Here is a 13,063-nt window from a genome sequence, read left to right on the forward strand (position 1 = left end):
CCGGTTCCGTGTCCCAGTTCCCGAGTCCGGGGTCCCTTTCCGAGGTCGGAGTCCGAGTCCGTGTTCCGGGTCCGAGTCTGGGGCCCTAGTCCGGGTCCGGGGTTCCGGTCCGGGTTCCGGTCCGGGTCCGGGGTCCCTTTCCGAGGTCGGAGTCCGAGTCCGTGTTCCGAGTCCGTGTTCCGGGTCTAAGTCCGGGTCCAAGTCCGGGTCCGGGTCTGGGGTCCCTTTCCGAGGTCGGAGTCCGGGTCCGTGTTCCGGGTCCGGGTCCCGTGTCCCTTGTCCGAGTCCGAGTGGTCCGAGTTCCCGGGTCCCGGGTCCCGGGTCCCGGGTCCGGTTCCGTGTCCGAGCTTCCGGGGTCCCTTGTCCGGGTCCGGGTCCGGGTTCGGGTCCGAGTCCGAGTCCGGGGTCCCGTGTCCGGTTCCGTGTTCCGAGTCCGGGGTCCCGGGTCCCGGGTTCCGGGTCCCGGGCTCGGGTGTTCCGTGTGCCGGGTCGGTTCCGGTTCCGGGTTCTGTGTTCTGTGTCTGGTCCGGTCATCCGTGTCCGGTCTGTGTCTGTGTCCGTGTCCGTGTCCGTGTTCGTGTTCGTGTTCGTGTTTGGGGGTTGGTTGATGTCTGGTCGGCTGGGGTGTCCGTTTGTGATTGATCCGTTGGGTCGGGATGTTCATGGGGAGGCGGCTCGTCTGGGTGAGGGGGGTCCGGTGAGTCGGGTGGTGTTGCCTGGGGGGGTTGAGGCGTGGTTTGTGACGGGTTATGAGGTGGTGAGGGGGTTGCTTGGGGATCCGCGGGTGTCGAAGGATGCTTATCGGCACTGGCCGGCGTGGATCGAGGGTGAGGTGTCGGGGCAGTGGCCGTTGGCGATCTGGGTGTCGGTGCAGAACATGGTCACTGCTTATGGGGGTGAGCATCGTCGGCTGCGTCGTTTGGTGGCGTCGGCGTTCACGCCGCGGCGTATTGCCCGGCTGGGGCCGCGGATCGAGGAGATCACGGGTGGTCTGCTGGATGGGCTGGCGGCGGTGGAGGGGGGTGTGCCGGTGGATTTCCGTCGTTGTTTTGCGCATGGTCTGCCGACGCAGGTGTTGATTGATCTCTTTGGTATTCCGGGGGAGTTCCGGGTGGCGCTGGAGAAGATCATTGCGGGTTTTTTCGAGACGGCGGCCACGGTGGAGGCTGCGCGGCAGAATCAGCTGGATCTGTACCGGACGATGGGGGAGCTGGTCGCGTACAAGCGGGTGAGGCCCGGGGATGATCTCACCAGTGGTCTGATCGCGGTGCGGGACGGGGAGGGGGGGAGGCGGCTGGGTGAGAAGGAGCTGGTGGACAATCTGATCCTGTTGTTCACCGCGGGGTATGAGACCACGGTCAATCTCCTGGACAATGCGGTGGCTCTGCTGCTGAGTCATCCCGCGCAGCTGGCGCATGTGCGGGCCGGGCGTGCCTCGTGGGCGGATGCGGTGGAGGAGACGCTGCGGGTTCAGGCGCCGGGTGCGAGCGGTCTGCTGCGCTATGCGGTGGAGGATCTGGCCGTCGGGGATGTTGTGATCGGCAAGGGGGAGGCGATGGTCATCTCCTTCGCGGGTGCCGGCCGTGACCGTGCGGTGCACGGCGCGGACGCGGACCGGTTCGACGTCACCCGGGCCACGCGTCGTGAGCATGTCTCCTTCGGGCACGGGGTGCACTTTTGTGTGGGGGCGCCGCTGGCCCGTCTGGAGGCGGAGATCGCCCTGCGCGCTTTGTTCGGGCGGTTTCCCGATGTGCGGCTGGCTGTTCCCGCCGGGCAGCTGCGCCCGTTGGAGTCGTTCATCTCCAACGGGCACCGGGAGCTGCCCCTGCTGCTGGGTGCGCCCCGTTCAGCGCCCGGTTCCGGTGCCGGTGCCGGTGCCGGGGAGGGGGCGGGGGCGGGGGTGTGAGCGCAGTTGCTGCTCGTACCAGGGTGCGTGGCGGGCCAGTCCGGTGAGGGGGTCGGGGCCGGTGTCGAGGTTCAGCAGCTGCCAGATCGGCTCGCTGTCGAACCAGTGGTCGGTGGTGAGCATGCCGAGGTGGTGTGCCGCCCGGGGGGTCTGTGTCAGGCGGGCGGCGGCCTGGGTGGTGCTCAGCGGGCGGCGGGCGGGCAGTGCGAGGTGTGTGAGCGCCGCGGCCATCAGGTCGGTGGCGTGCACGGGGCGGGGGTGGTTGACGTGGTGTGCCCCGGCGAGGTCGGTGTCGGCCAGTGCGGCGGCCAGCGCCGCCCGGGCGAGTGCGTCCGCCTCGACGGCCGAGTGCAGGGTGTTGGTCTCGACGGCGGCGCCCAGGTGTCCCAGTAGCAGGGCGAGGCCGGGTATCACCCAGGTGTCGCCCGTCCCGTAGACGAGGTGGGGACGCAGGACGGTTCCTCCCGCTTCGAGGACGTGGCGTTCGGCGGCGGCGCGGGTACGGCTGGTGGCGGAGTGCGGCCGTACGGCCAGGGCCTGCGCGCCGGCCCGCCGGAAGGGGCCGGGGCCGTAGACGGCGGCGGTGCTCACATACACCACGCGGCGGATTCCGTGCCGTTGTGCGTCGGCCACCAGGGCCCGGGTGCCGCGGTCGTTGACGGCCTCGAGGCTCGCGTCGTCGCCGGTGATGAGCGAGGCGCAGTGCACCACGGTGTCCACGCCGCGGCACAGGCCCCGCAGGGAGGAGATCTCCCGCAGGTCCGCGCGGACGTGCTCCGCGCGGTGGGGGGGATGGCCGTCCGGCGTGCCGGTGTGCGTCACGAGCCGGACGGCGAGGTCTTGCCGGGCGAGCGCGGCACGGGCGACGTGCCGGCCGATGAAGCCGCTTGCTCCGGTGATGAGGATGCGCCGCGCCATCCGAGGGCCTCCCGGGGGTGTCGTGGACGGACGTGATTCGGCCGGGGACACCACTTCGTGCCGCCGCCCAGGTTGTGAAAATACGGACTAGCTGGTTTGGTTTCCAGAGGGGGTGCAAGATTAGGTGAACGCGCAACGTTCACCGAGTGACGACAGTTGGAGGGGCCCGTGGCACAGCAGGAGCGTGCGATCCGCACCCGGCACGCGATCTTGAAGGCCGCGGCGTCCGTGTTCGACGAGCGCGGCTACGAAGCCGCCACGATCGGTGAGATCCTCGCCCGCGCGGGCGTCACCAAGGGCGCGCTGTACTTCCACTTCCCCTCCAAGCAGGCGCTCGCCGAGGGCGTGTTCACCGAGCAGTTCACCGTACTCGCCCTGCCGCCGAGGACCTGCAAGCTCCAGGAACTGGTCGACGTCGGGCTGCTGACCGCGTACCGGATGCGGCGTGATCCGCTCGTCAGCGGCGCTGCCCGGCTCTCCCTGGAGGGGGAGATGGGCATGCAGCTCGGTCCCCAGCTGATCGGCGGGTGGATAGGGGCGACGGAGAAGCTGCTGACGGAGGCCAAGGCGCAGGGCGAGCTCCTGCCGCACGTCGACCCCGCCGAGAGCGCGTGGATCTTCTCCGCCGCCTGGACCGGCGTGCAGGTCTACTCCCACAACACCGCCCGCCGCAGCGACCTGGAGGAGCGCATCGCCCAGCTCTTCACCCACCTGCTGCCCTCGGTGGCGGTGCCCGCGGTGCTGGGCAGACTCCTCATCAGCGCCGGGCGGGCGCGGGAGGTCGGCGAGGAGAGCGAGCGGTTCACCCGGGAGACGGCCGCCGCCGAGGAGGACGCCGTTCCCGCCGCCGGCTGAACCCGCCGCCGCCGGCCGGCGGGGTGCGGCGCGGGGCGGGGCGGCGGGGAGTGATGACCGCGGGCCGGGGCCGGGGCGCCCCCGCAGCCGGCCGGCGGGCGCGGACCGGGCGGGCGGCCTGCCGGCACGAGACCTTCCCCGGACCGGCCCCCCTGCACGCGACCTTCCCCGGACGGTTTGTGCCGATGCGGGTGAGCCGACCGTCCGCCGTGGGCGGGCCGTGCCGGGCGCGGGAGGGGCGCGGGAGGGGTGGCCTGCCGGAGTCCGCCTGGAGACCTGCTTGACCGCAGCGCCCCGGACGGGCCCGGCACCGGAGAAACAGACCCGCTATGCGGTTAAGTGGGAGGGGGCCGGCGCGCGGCCGGGCACGGGGTGACGTGCGGCCCGCGGCGGGCACGCCCGCGGCGGGCACGCCCGCGGCGGGCACGCCTGCGGCGTGAGCGGCCCGGCACCCGAAAGGAGAGCGATGGTCAAGCAGGTTCGGGCGGCGCGCACACGCCGGGCCCTCCTTCAGGCGGCCGCCGAGGTGTTCGCCGCCGACGGATACGCCATGGCCTCGCTGCCCTCGATCAGCGCGCGGGCCGGCGTGAGTGCCGGCGCCCTGCACTTCCACTTCTCCAGCAAGGCCCTGCTGGCCACGGAGGTGGAGAACGCGGCCGCGGAGGTGCTGCGCTCGGCGGTGGAGCGGTCACGGTCCTCGTCCGCCACCTGGCTGGAGACCCTGGTGGACGCCACGTCCGGACTGCTCGTCGCCATGGCCGCCGACCCCGTCGTGTGCGCGGGCTTCAGGCTGGGCAGCGATCCCTCGCGCAAGAACGGGCCCGGGCTGCCGGGCTGGTGGCGCACCTGGGTGCACGACCTCGTCGTCCAGGCGCGGGCGGCCGGGGAACTGGCCGACGACGTCTCGCCCGAGGGGGCCACCGCGGTGATCGTCGCGGCCACCGTCGGCTTCGGGGCGCTCGGCAGCCGGGAGCACGACTGGCTCTCACCGGAACGCGCCGGGCAGTTCTGGGCCTTCGTCCTGCCGCGCCTGGCCGCCTCCCCCCAGCAGGCGACGGGCGCGGTGACGGGCGCATCCGGCGCCGAGTGAACCGCGCGGCGGGCGGGGCGCCGTGCGGCGGGCAGTGAACCGTGCGCGGGCGGGGCGCCGGCGGACAGCCCCTCGAGGACCGGCGGACAGCTCTTCGAGGGACCGGCGCACACCCCCCGGTAAACAGCACGCATGGTCTGGTATGGGAAAGGTCAAGCGGCCGGTTCTCTGGAGGGGTTACGAAACTTTCGCTCGGGATGTCCACTATCTCCCGTAATACCCTGGCGACTTGAGGGGGTCTCGCGGTCTGGTCGAATCGAAGCAGGGGAAACGGTATGGTATTGACATACCGCATGCGCTGTTTTTTACTCGGGGGTGCCGGGAATCGGCTCCAGGGCAGCCAGCAGTGACGGGGAGACGGCGTGGACATCGACATACTCGGCACACTCGCCGTGCGGGAGAAGGGCGTCTCGATCACCCCGACGGCGCCCAAGCCCCGTCAGGTGCTGGCGCTGCTCACCCTCGGTGCCGACCAGGTCGTGCACGTGGACACGCTCAGCGAGGAGCTCTGGGGTGCGGCACCGCCGCGCAGTGCCCGGCCCACCCTGCAGACCTACATTCTGCAGCTGCGGGAGCTGATCACCGTCGCGCTCGGGTCCGGGGAGGGTGAGGAGACCCGGAGCGCCAAGGACGTCTTACTCACCGTTCCCGGCGGCTATCTCCTCAAGAGCGGTCAGGGCAGCAGCGATGTCCGTGAGTTCGAGCGGCTGGCGGGCATGGGCTACCGGGCCATGGACGCCGAGGAGTACCCGGAGGCCGCGCGCCTGCTGCGTGAGGCGCTCGCGCTGTGGAACGGGCCCGCTCTCGCCGATGTCCAGGCCGGTGTCCATCTGCAGACGCAGGTCAAACGGCTCGAGGAGAGCCGGCTGTGCGCGCTGGACCAGCGCATCGAGGCCGATCTGAAGCTCGGCCGGCACCGTGAACTGCTCGCCGAGCTGACCGTGCTGGTCAGCCGGTATCCCACCCACGAGAGTCTGTGCGGTCAGTACATGCTGGCCCTGTACCGCTCCGGCCGGCGGGGTGAGGCGCTGGATGCCTATCAGCGGCTGCGCGCCACCCTCGTACGGACGCTGGGCCTGGAGCCGTCGACCGCGCTGGGAAAGCTGCAGCGTTCCATCCTCATGGCCGGGCCCGAGGGCGTGCCGCCCGCTGCCGGCTCCGGCCGGCTCACCGCCATCGGCTGACCCGCCCCCACCCCGGCCCCCGCGGACCCCCGGCCCCCGGAGCAGCCCCTGGCCTCCGGCCTGGGGTCTCCGGTTCCTGGTCTCGGGTCTTCGGCCCCCGGAGCAGCCCCTGGTCTCCGGCCTGGGGTCTCCGGTTCCTGGTCTCGGGTCTTCGGTTCCCGGGCCTCCTGGTCTCCGGGCTTCCGGTCTTTGGCCTCCGGGCCTCCTGGTCTCGGGCCTCCTGGTCTCGGGCCTCCTGGTCTCGGGCCTCCTGGTCTCCGGGCCTGGTCTCGGGCCTCCGGCCCCTGGTCTTCGGTTGCCGGACCTCCTGGTCTCAGACCTCTGGCCTCCTGGCCTCCGGCCTTCGGCCCTGGTCTCGGGCCTTCGGGCCTGGTCTCGGGCCTTCGGGCCTGGTCTCGGGTCTTCGGGTCTTCTTGGGTCTTCGGGCCCGGGCGGGCGGGTGTGGTCCGTGGGCCGTCTCCGCTCTTGTTCGAGTACCGCTCAAGGCGCGCGGCGCAGTTTTGAGCACGTATGCGGGAGGAGGCCAGTCATGTCGTCGATGCGAGGGCACCGGGTGGGGCACACCGTGCCGGTGGCCGCCCCGGCCGGTGTCGTCTACGGCGTGCTCGCCGACGCCGCGCGGTGGCCGGTGTTGCTGTCCTCGCACGTCCATGTCGAACGGCTGGACTTCGACGGGGACACCGAGCACCTGCGCGAGTGGGAGGTGACGGGCGGCGGTGTCCGTGCCTCGCGCACCCGGCGTGTCCTGGATGCCCGCTCCCGTGTGATCGAGTTCGAGCAGCGGTATGCCCCGGGTCCGGGGGCCTGGGCCGCCGGCGCCTGGAGTGTCGAGGCCCAGGACACCGGCCGGTGCCTGCTCACCCTGCGCCAGGACCTGCCCCGGGACGGATCAACCGGGACGGCGGGGGAGGTGGAGGCGCAGGTGCGCGGCCGGCTGGAGCGGGTCCGCCGGGTGGCCGAGCAGTGGGAGACGTTCGACGAGCTGCTGCTGTCTTTCGAGGACGGTGTGCTGGTCAACGGCCCCGCCGAACTCGTCTACGACTTCCTCTACCGGGCCGGGGAGTGGGCCGAGACCGTTCCGCACGTCGACTGGACGAGCGTGAGCGAGGACCAGCCCGGTGTGCAGCTGGCCGTCATGGACACCTGTGCCGGGCAGACGGGCGAGCCGGCCAGGGTCGAGGCCGTACGCCTGTGCTTTCCGCACGCCGGGCGGATCGTCTTCAAGGACACCCGCGTGCCCGGACCGATCGCGGCGCACGCCGGCGAGTGGTACCTGCTGCCCACCGAGTCGGGGGTGCGGGCCGGCTGCGTCCACCACGTCCTGCTCGGGCAGGAGGACGTCGCCCGGGCCCTGGGTGAGGACGCCACCCTTGCCGACGCCCGCCGTCAGGTACGCGAGTGGCTGGGCCGCGCGAGCACCGAAGCGCTGGGCCTGGCCAAGTGGCATGCGGAGAGCGCCGTGTGCCGTCTGCGATGAGGAGGCCCCGTCATGGCCCTGGTCCGAGGCGATTCCACCGGGGAACGCACCCTGCCCACGGCCCGGGCGCCGCGCCCGGCCGGCCGGCCGTATCTGGCGAGGGCGTACGCCGAGCTGCCGCCGCCGGTCGGGATGGCGCTGCGCGCGGTACGGCTGGAGGCGCAGCTCGGTGACCCCGCCGACCCCGCCAACCGCTACGGCCTGCCCGCGCTGAGTGCCCTCACCGGCCCCGACGGGCCGCCGCCCCCCGCCGACCTGCGCGCCGAGTTCCTTGCGCCGGAGGCCGGCGGGCACTTCACCGGCGCCGCCGAACTCGCCCGCGTGCTGCGTCCGCTGTTGTGCCGCGACCTGGCCCTGGGCCACACCTGGGCCACCCGCCCGCTGTCCGGGCCGGGCGGTGACCTGCGTGCGGCCGGTGGGCGGGAGACGGAACTGGCCGCGCTGCTCGGGCCGTTCGCGTTGATCGCGGCGACGGGCCGCGCGCTGCGCACCGCCGTGGGGATCGTCGACGGCCTGGGCGCCGACCCCGCCGCCCGGCAGTGGCACGGCACCCTCGCCGGCGCCTTCGCCGACCTGCTGGCCTGCGAGAGCCTGACGACCGTGGCGCTGCGCTGTCTGGTGCTGCCCGCCGAGGCCACCGCCGTGCTGGGTGCCGCGGTCGGCCATGTCGTCCCGCAGCTCGCGGCCGACATCCTCGGTGACCTCGAACTCGTCCTGAACGAGAGCGGTCTCGCACCCGCAAGCCTCCAGCAGCGCACCCTCGCCAAGCTCACCGCCGACCTCGCCGCCGCCCCGGCGCGGTGGCCCGGCGCGGCCGGGTGCCGCGACCGGCTGGTCACCGCCCTGCCCGACCTGGCCGCCCCCGGGCAGGTCCCGGCCGCCGCCGGCGGCGTGCTGTTCGGGCTCGGCGAGGCGGTGGCCGTACCGGCCGGGCTGCTGCCCGCGGGCACCGGCTGTCACCATGTCCTGGCCGACGCGCTGGCCGGCGCGGCGGCGGCCCGTCCGGCCGAGGGACACGGTGCGCTCGCCCGTCTCGCCCGGCGCCTGCGCACCGAGCGGCGCACCCTGCACCTGCCGTCCCTTACGGCCGCCGACGCCGTCGAGGCCGACGCCGGCGTGTGGGCGCTGGCGGACCGTCAGGCCCTGCTGCTGCTGGCCGGCGCGGTGCTCGGCGTTCACCGCGCGGCCCAGGACGGCACGTTCCTGGCCGCGGCCGACTGGGCCCTGCTCGCCCTCGTCCGCGTCACCGAACGCCTCGGCGTGCCGCTGCCGCCGCTGCCGGCCGATCCGCGCACCGGCGTGTGGGCGCACCTGGCCGAGCGCGGCCGCCGCGGTCTCGACTGCGACGTGTACGCCACGAAGACGCTGTGGTGAGCGGGCGCGGGAACGGCCAGGACCACGGGCAGCGGACCGGGGCCCCTTGTGCGGCCGGGGCGCCGCTCCCGCCGCCGCGGCACGTCGCCGGGCCCGAGGGGCCGTGGGAGGAGGCGGCCGGCGACCTCGAGGACAGCGGGGTCGCCGTCGTGCACACCACCTGGGGCGAGTGGCTCACCGCCACCCTGCTCGACCCCGGGCTGCGGGCGCTGCTCGGGCACGACTGGCCGCGCTACCGGCAGACCCGGGCGGCGGCCGGCCGGCTGCGGTTCGCCGTCTCCCGCGCGGTCGTCAAACACGCCGCCGGAGCGGTCCTGGAGATGCCCGCCGACACCCTCGACCTCGCCTACCGGCCCGGCGGACAGCCCCGGCTGCGCGGGCTGGGCGATCAGCTCGGGGTGAGCCTGGCACACACCGACGACCTGATCGTCGTCGGCCTCAGCCGCACCGGGCCGATCGGGGTGGACACCGAACCCGTGGGCCGGCCCGCCCCGCTGGAACTGCTGGGCGAATACGTGTGCACACCGCAGGAGACGGCCGCGCTCGCCGCGCTGCCCGAGGCCGAGCGCACCCTGCGGCTGCTGGAGCTGTGGACACTGAAGGAGGCCTACACCAAGGCCCTCGGCCAGGGCATGCGGCGCCGCTTCGCCGCGTTCGGGTTCTGCCGCGACACCGAGGGGCGCATCGCCCTGGCCGGGCCCCAGGCGGACGGTCCCGCCTGGGCGTTCGACACCCACGTCGTCCTGGGCCGCTACCTGGTGAGCACCGCCCATCGGCCCCCGCACACGGCGCGTACGGCACCGGCACCCGCCGCCCGGCCCGGATCTCCCACCGGACGGGCAACCGGCCGCGGAGGGCAGGGGAGTTGAGCCGCATGACGACGGACACCGCAGACAGGCGACGGCGGCGCCGGACAGGAACGGCCCGCCACGGAACACGCCGGCAACGCCACGCGGGAGCGACACCGGCGAAGCCGCCGCAGCGGCTCCGCACGACAACGCGACCGGCGCCGCACCGGGCCCGGATGCCGGCGGGACCGGCGCCGCACCGGGCGCGGGTGCCGGCGGGATCGGTGGTGTGCGGGCCGCGGATGCCGGTGGTCGGGGTGGTGTGCGGGGTGGGGTCGGGGAGGGCGTTTGTGGTGTGCGGGGTGCGGTCGGCGGCGGTGTCCGCGGCGTGGTCGGGCACGGTGCTCGTGGCGCGCGGGATGCGGGTGTCGGCGGGATCGGTGGTGTGCGGGCCGCGGATGCCGGTGGCGGTGGTGTGCCGGGTGTGCGGACCGGCCGTGGTGGCCCGGGCGGGTCCGGGCGGGCGCGGGGGTGTGCAGAAACGATACGAACTCGGGGGCGGGCGAGCCGGGAAGGGGGGCGGGGAGTTGGTCCTGTCCGCCGCGGCGGCGGGTTTCGGTGCCCGGGACGCCGGATGAGCAGCCATCACCTGTCCGAGGACACCGTCCTGGCCGTGGTCCACGAGCCGGGCAGCCACCCGCCTCGCTACCCGGTCGTGCTGGAACTGTGCGGCCCGCTGGACGCCGCGCAGGCGGAGAGCATGGCGGCCCGGCTCGCCGAACGCCACCGCGCGTACGCGGTCACCGTCGGCGACCACGGCGGACGGCACCGCCTGACCCTGTTCCCGGCCGCCCCCGGCGACCGCGGCCAGGAGCCGGTCACCGCCGCCCTGCTGGCCGACGTGGTGACCCTGCGGCCCGGTATCGAGGGCGTCGTGCCGGTCACCGGCCACCAGCGCGAGCTGATCCTGGCGGCCGCCGCCCAGGCGCCGGACCGCCAGGTCGAGCAGCTCTTCTGGAACTGGTCCGGGCCGCTGGACATGATGCGTTTCGCCACGGCCTGGCAGTCCCTCGCGGACCGCGAGGTCGTCCTGCGTGCGTCGTTCGACTGGACGGCCGCACCCCGTCTGGTCCTGCACGACCGGGCCGGGATCGAGGTCGTGCGGCATGCGCACGCCGCCGTCACCTGGGGCGAGCTGGTCAAGCGGGAGCGGGCGCGGGGCTTCGACCTGCACCGGCCGGGCCTGCTGCGGGTGGCCCTGCTGGACGGGCCGCCGGATGCGGCGGCCTGGGACCGGCCGCCGGCGGAACGGCCGCCGGCGGCGCAACGGCCGCCGGTGCGGGTGCTGCTGACCTACCACCGCGCCCTGCTGGACGAGCACGGTGTCCATCTCCTGCTGCGCGAGTTTCTGCGCGCCTACGTCAGTGGCGGCACCCTGCCCGGCGGCGAGCGGCGTCCCGACGTCCGCGACCACGCCCGCTGGCTGGCCGGCCAGGACACCCACGCCGCGCGCGGGTTCTTCCCGGCCGCCGCGCCGGCTGCGGGGGCCGCCGTCCGGCCCGGCCGCAGCGGGCCTCCCACCGGGCAGAGCGGCCCCGGCCGGCTGCAGCGCCGGCTGCGGCCGGCGCAGACCGCGCGGCTGCGGTCCTGGGCGGCGCTGCGGGGCGTCGGCGAGAGCAGTGCGCTGCACGTGGTCTGGGCCCTGCTGCTGTACCGGGCGTCGGGCGCGGTGGGGCCGGCGCCGGTCAGTTTCGGTGTGCACATGTCCGGGCGGGACGTCCCCGTGCCGGGCGCCGCGGGCATTCCCGGACTGCTCGGCACCCCGCTGCCGATGACCGTCACCGTGGACCCGGCGGCCGATCTGGCCGACCTGCTGCACGAGGTGCGCGACAGCGCGCTCGACCTGATCGCGCACTCCTGGTGGCCCGCCGACCGCCCGCACGGCGCCGGCCTCGCCGACACCGTCGTCGTCTTCGACCGCCGGCCCGAGCTGCCGCGCGCCCTGCTGGCCGAACTGCGGGAGCAGGGCGTGCGGGTGGACGTGCCGCAGGGCGCCGGCGGTGACACGGCCGCCCCCTTCAGCCTCGTCGCCCAGCACGGCCCCGACGGCGGGCTGCTGCTGACGGGCCTGTACGACCGCGCGAGCCTGGCGGACAGCGACGCCTCCGCGACGCTGTCGCAGTGCGTGCACCTGCTGCGCTGTCTGCCCGACCACCGGGACGCGCACAGCAGCGTCGCGGCGGTGCTTCAGGCGCTGAACACCTCCGGCGTGCCCCGGGCGATGCCGCGCCCGGCCACGCCGCACGGCCTCGCCCTCGCCGTGCTGCGGCACGGGCAGGCGCGGGCGGACGTCATCTGCCTGATCGGCGTGCCGGGTGTGCCGGCCGGCGCCTACGAGGTCCTCGCCCGTGACCACCCCGGGCCCGAGCGGATCGTGGCCCTGCGCATGACGCAGGCGGCGGACGTGTCGCTGCCGGTGCTGCGCGAGATGCTCGCCCCCCACCGGCGGCTCGTCCTGGGCGGCTGCGGGCCGGGCGGCAGCGCCGCCCACGAGATCGCCCGGCGCGGGCCGGCCGGCCCCGGCCCCTCCGTGATCGTGGTCATGACCGGGGTGGGCGGCCCGGCCGAGAGCGCGCGGGCCCTCGCGCGGGGACTGCTCCTGGTGCGCGCGAGCGGCCCGTGACGGCTCTCGAGCGAGGAAGAAGCACTTCTCGAGCGGTCCGTCCGACGGTGGCCGGGAGCCTGAGGAGGGGCCATGACCGATACGGACCAAGGACAGCCGGTGGCGCTGCGCGTCGTGCGCGGCCGGGCGAGCGAGGAGGAACTGGCCGCCCTCACGGTCGTCCTGCTCGCGCTGAGCGAGCAGGCGCAGCAGCGCACGCGGCAGCGCGCGGTCAACGGCTCCCGCTGGTGGGGCAGGCCGCACTCCTACCGGGCCCCGCGCAGCTGGCAGTGACACGGATCCGATGCGGATCTCGGTGCTCCAGGAAGGAACCTGACCACATGTCAACGACGACAGCCACCGCCGCGGCCGCCACCGGGCCCGCCGACATCCGCGGCCGGGTGGCGGAGCTGCACGGGCTACGGGCGCAGGCGCTGGCGGGTCCGAGCCAGAAGGCGACCGAGGCGCAGCACGCCAAGGGCAAGCTGACGGCCCGGGAGCGCATCGAGCTGCTCCTCGACCCCGGCTCCTTCCAGGAGGTCGAGCAGTTGCGCCGGCACCGGGCGAGCGGGTTCGGCCTGGAGGCGAAGAAGCCGTACACCGACGGTGTCATCACCGGCTGGGGCACGGTGGAGGGCCGCACGGTCTTCGTCTACGCCCACGACTTCCGCATCTTCGGCGGCGCGCTGGGCGAGGCCCACGCCACAAAGATCCACAAGATCATGGACATGGCCATCGCGGCCGGCGCACCGCTGGTGTCGCTGAACGACGGGGCCGGCGCGCGTATCCAGGAGGGCGTGTCCGCCCTC

The 13,063-nt window shown here is 74.2% G+C and carries 12 protein-coding genes; 11 read left to right on the forward strand and 1 reads right to left on the reverse strand.

What is annotated here, in order from left to right; translation table 11 throughout:
* The first annotated feature begins 607 nt into the window (after positions 1–607).
* Complete coding sequence (locus IEZ19_RS32070) at positions 608–1,906, forward strand: cytochrome P450 family protein (RefSeq protein ID WP_189314825.1); 1,299 nt, start codon at positions 608–610, stop codon at positions 1,904–1,906.
* Here the strand turns inward: IEZ19_RS32070 and IEZ19_RS32075 are convergent.
* A complete protein-coding gene (locus tag IEZ19_RS32075) occupies positions 1,847–2,824 on the reverse strand; it encodes an NAD-dependent epimerase/dehydratase family protein (protein WP_189314807.1) in 978 nt (325 codons plus the stop codon). The genes IEZ19_RS32070 and IEZ19_RS32075 overlap by 60 nt on opposite strands.
* 168 nt (positions 2,825–2,992) lie before the next feature.
* Between IEZ19_RS32075 and IEZ19_RS32080 the strand changes: the two genes are divergently transcribed.
* The 10 genes from IEZ19_RS32080 to IEZ19_RS32125 all read left to right on the forward strand — a co-directional run.
* Complete coding sequence (locus tag IEZ19_RS32080) at positions 2,993–3,679, forward strand: ScbR family autoregulator-binding transcription factor (protein WP_189314808.1); 687 nt, start codon at positions 2,993–2,995, stop codon at positions 3,677–3,679.
* Positions 3,680–4,145: 466 nt separating this feature from the next.
* Positions 4,146–4,769, forward strand: coding sequence for a ScbR family autoregulator-binding transcription factor (locus IEZ19_RS32085; protein WP_189314809.1), 624 nt, complete (start codon positions 4,146–4,148; stop codon positions 4,767–4,769).
* A 362-nt stretch (positions 4,770–5,131) separates the two neighbouring features.
* A complete protein-coding gene (locus tag IEZ19_RS32090; RefSeq protein WP_189314810.1) occupies positions 5,132–5,953 on the forward strand; it encodes an AfsR/SARP family transcriptional regulator in 822 nt (273 codons plus the stop codon).
* Between the two features lie 529 nt (positions 5,954–6,482).
* Positions 6,483–7,430, forward strand: a complete 948-nt coding sequence (locus IEZ19_RS32095) for an aromatase/cyclase (protein ID WP_189314811.1) — start codon at positions 6,483–6,485, stop codon at positions 7,428–7,430.
* Between the two features lie 12 nt (positions 7,431–7,442).
* On the forward strand, positions 7,443–8,804 hold the full coding sequence (locus IEZ19_RS32100; protein WP_229841109.1) for an amino acid adenylation domain-containing protein: 1,362 nt from the start codon (positions 7,443–7,445) through the stop codon (positions 8,802–8,804).
* On the forward strand, positions 8,801–9,673 hold the full coding sequence (locus IEZ19_RS32105) for a 4'-phosphopantetheinyl transferase family protein (RefSeq protein WP_189314812.1): 873 nt from the start codon (positions 8,801–8,803) through the stop codon (positions 9,671–9,673). Before IEZ19_RS32100 ends, IEZ19_RS32105 begins: the two co-directional genes overlap by 4 nt.
* 155 nt (positions 9,674–9,828) lie before the next feature.
* Positions 9,829–10,230: a hypothetical protein gene (locus IEZ19_RS32110; protein ID WP_189314813.1), complete on the forward strand. Its 402-nt coding sequence runs from the start codon at positions 9,829–9,831 to the stop codon at positions 10,228–10,230.
* Positions 10,227–12,275 (forward strand): condensation domain-containing protein, encoded by a 2,049-nt coding sequence (locus IEZ19_RS32115; RefSeq protein ID WP_189314814.1) that lies wholly within the window; start codon positions 10,227–10,229, stop codon positions 12,273–12,275. Before IEZ19_RS32110 ends, IEZ19_RS32115 begins: the two co-directional genes overlap by 4 nt.
* 72 nt (positions 12,276–12,347) lie before the next feature.
* Complete coding sequence (locus tag IEZ19_RS32120) at positions 12,348–12,548, forward strand: acyl-CoA carboxylase subunit epsilon (protein ID WP_189314815.1); 201 nt, start codon at positions 12,348–12,350, stop codon at positions 12,546–12,548.
* 47 nt (positions 12,549–12,595) lie between these two features.
* Positions 12,596–13,063, forward strand: a 468-nt coding sequence (locus tag IEZ19_RS32125; RefSeq protein WP_308429034.1) for a carboxyl transferase domain-containing protein, incomplete at its 3' end; no start/stop codon positions are given.

The organism is Streptomyces brasiliensis, assembly GCF_014647875.1.
Taxonomy (GTDB): Bacteria; Actinomycetota; Actinomycetes; order Streptomycetales; family Streptomycetaceae; genus Streptomyces; species Streptomyces brasiliensis.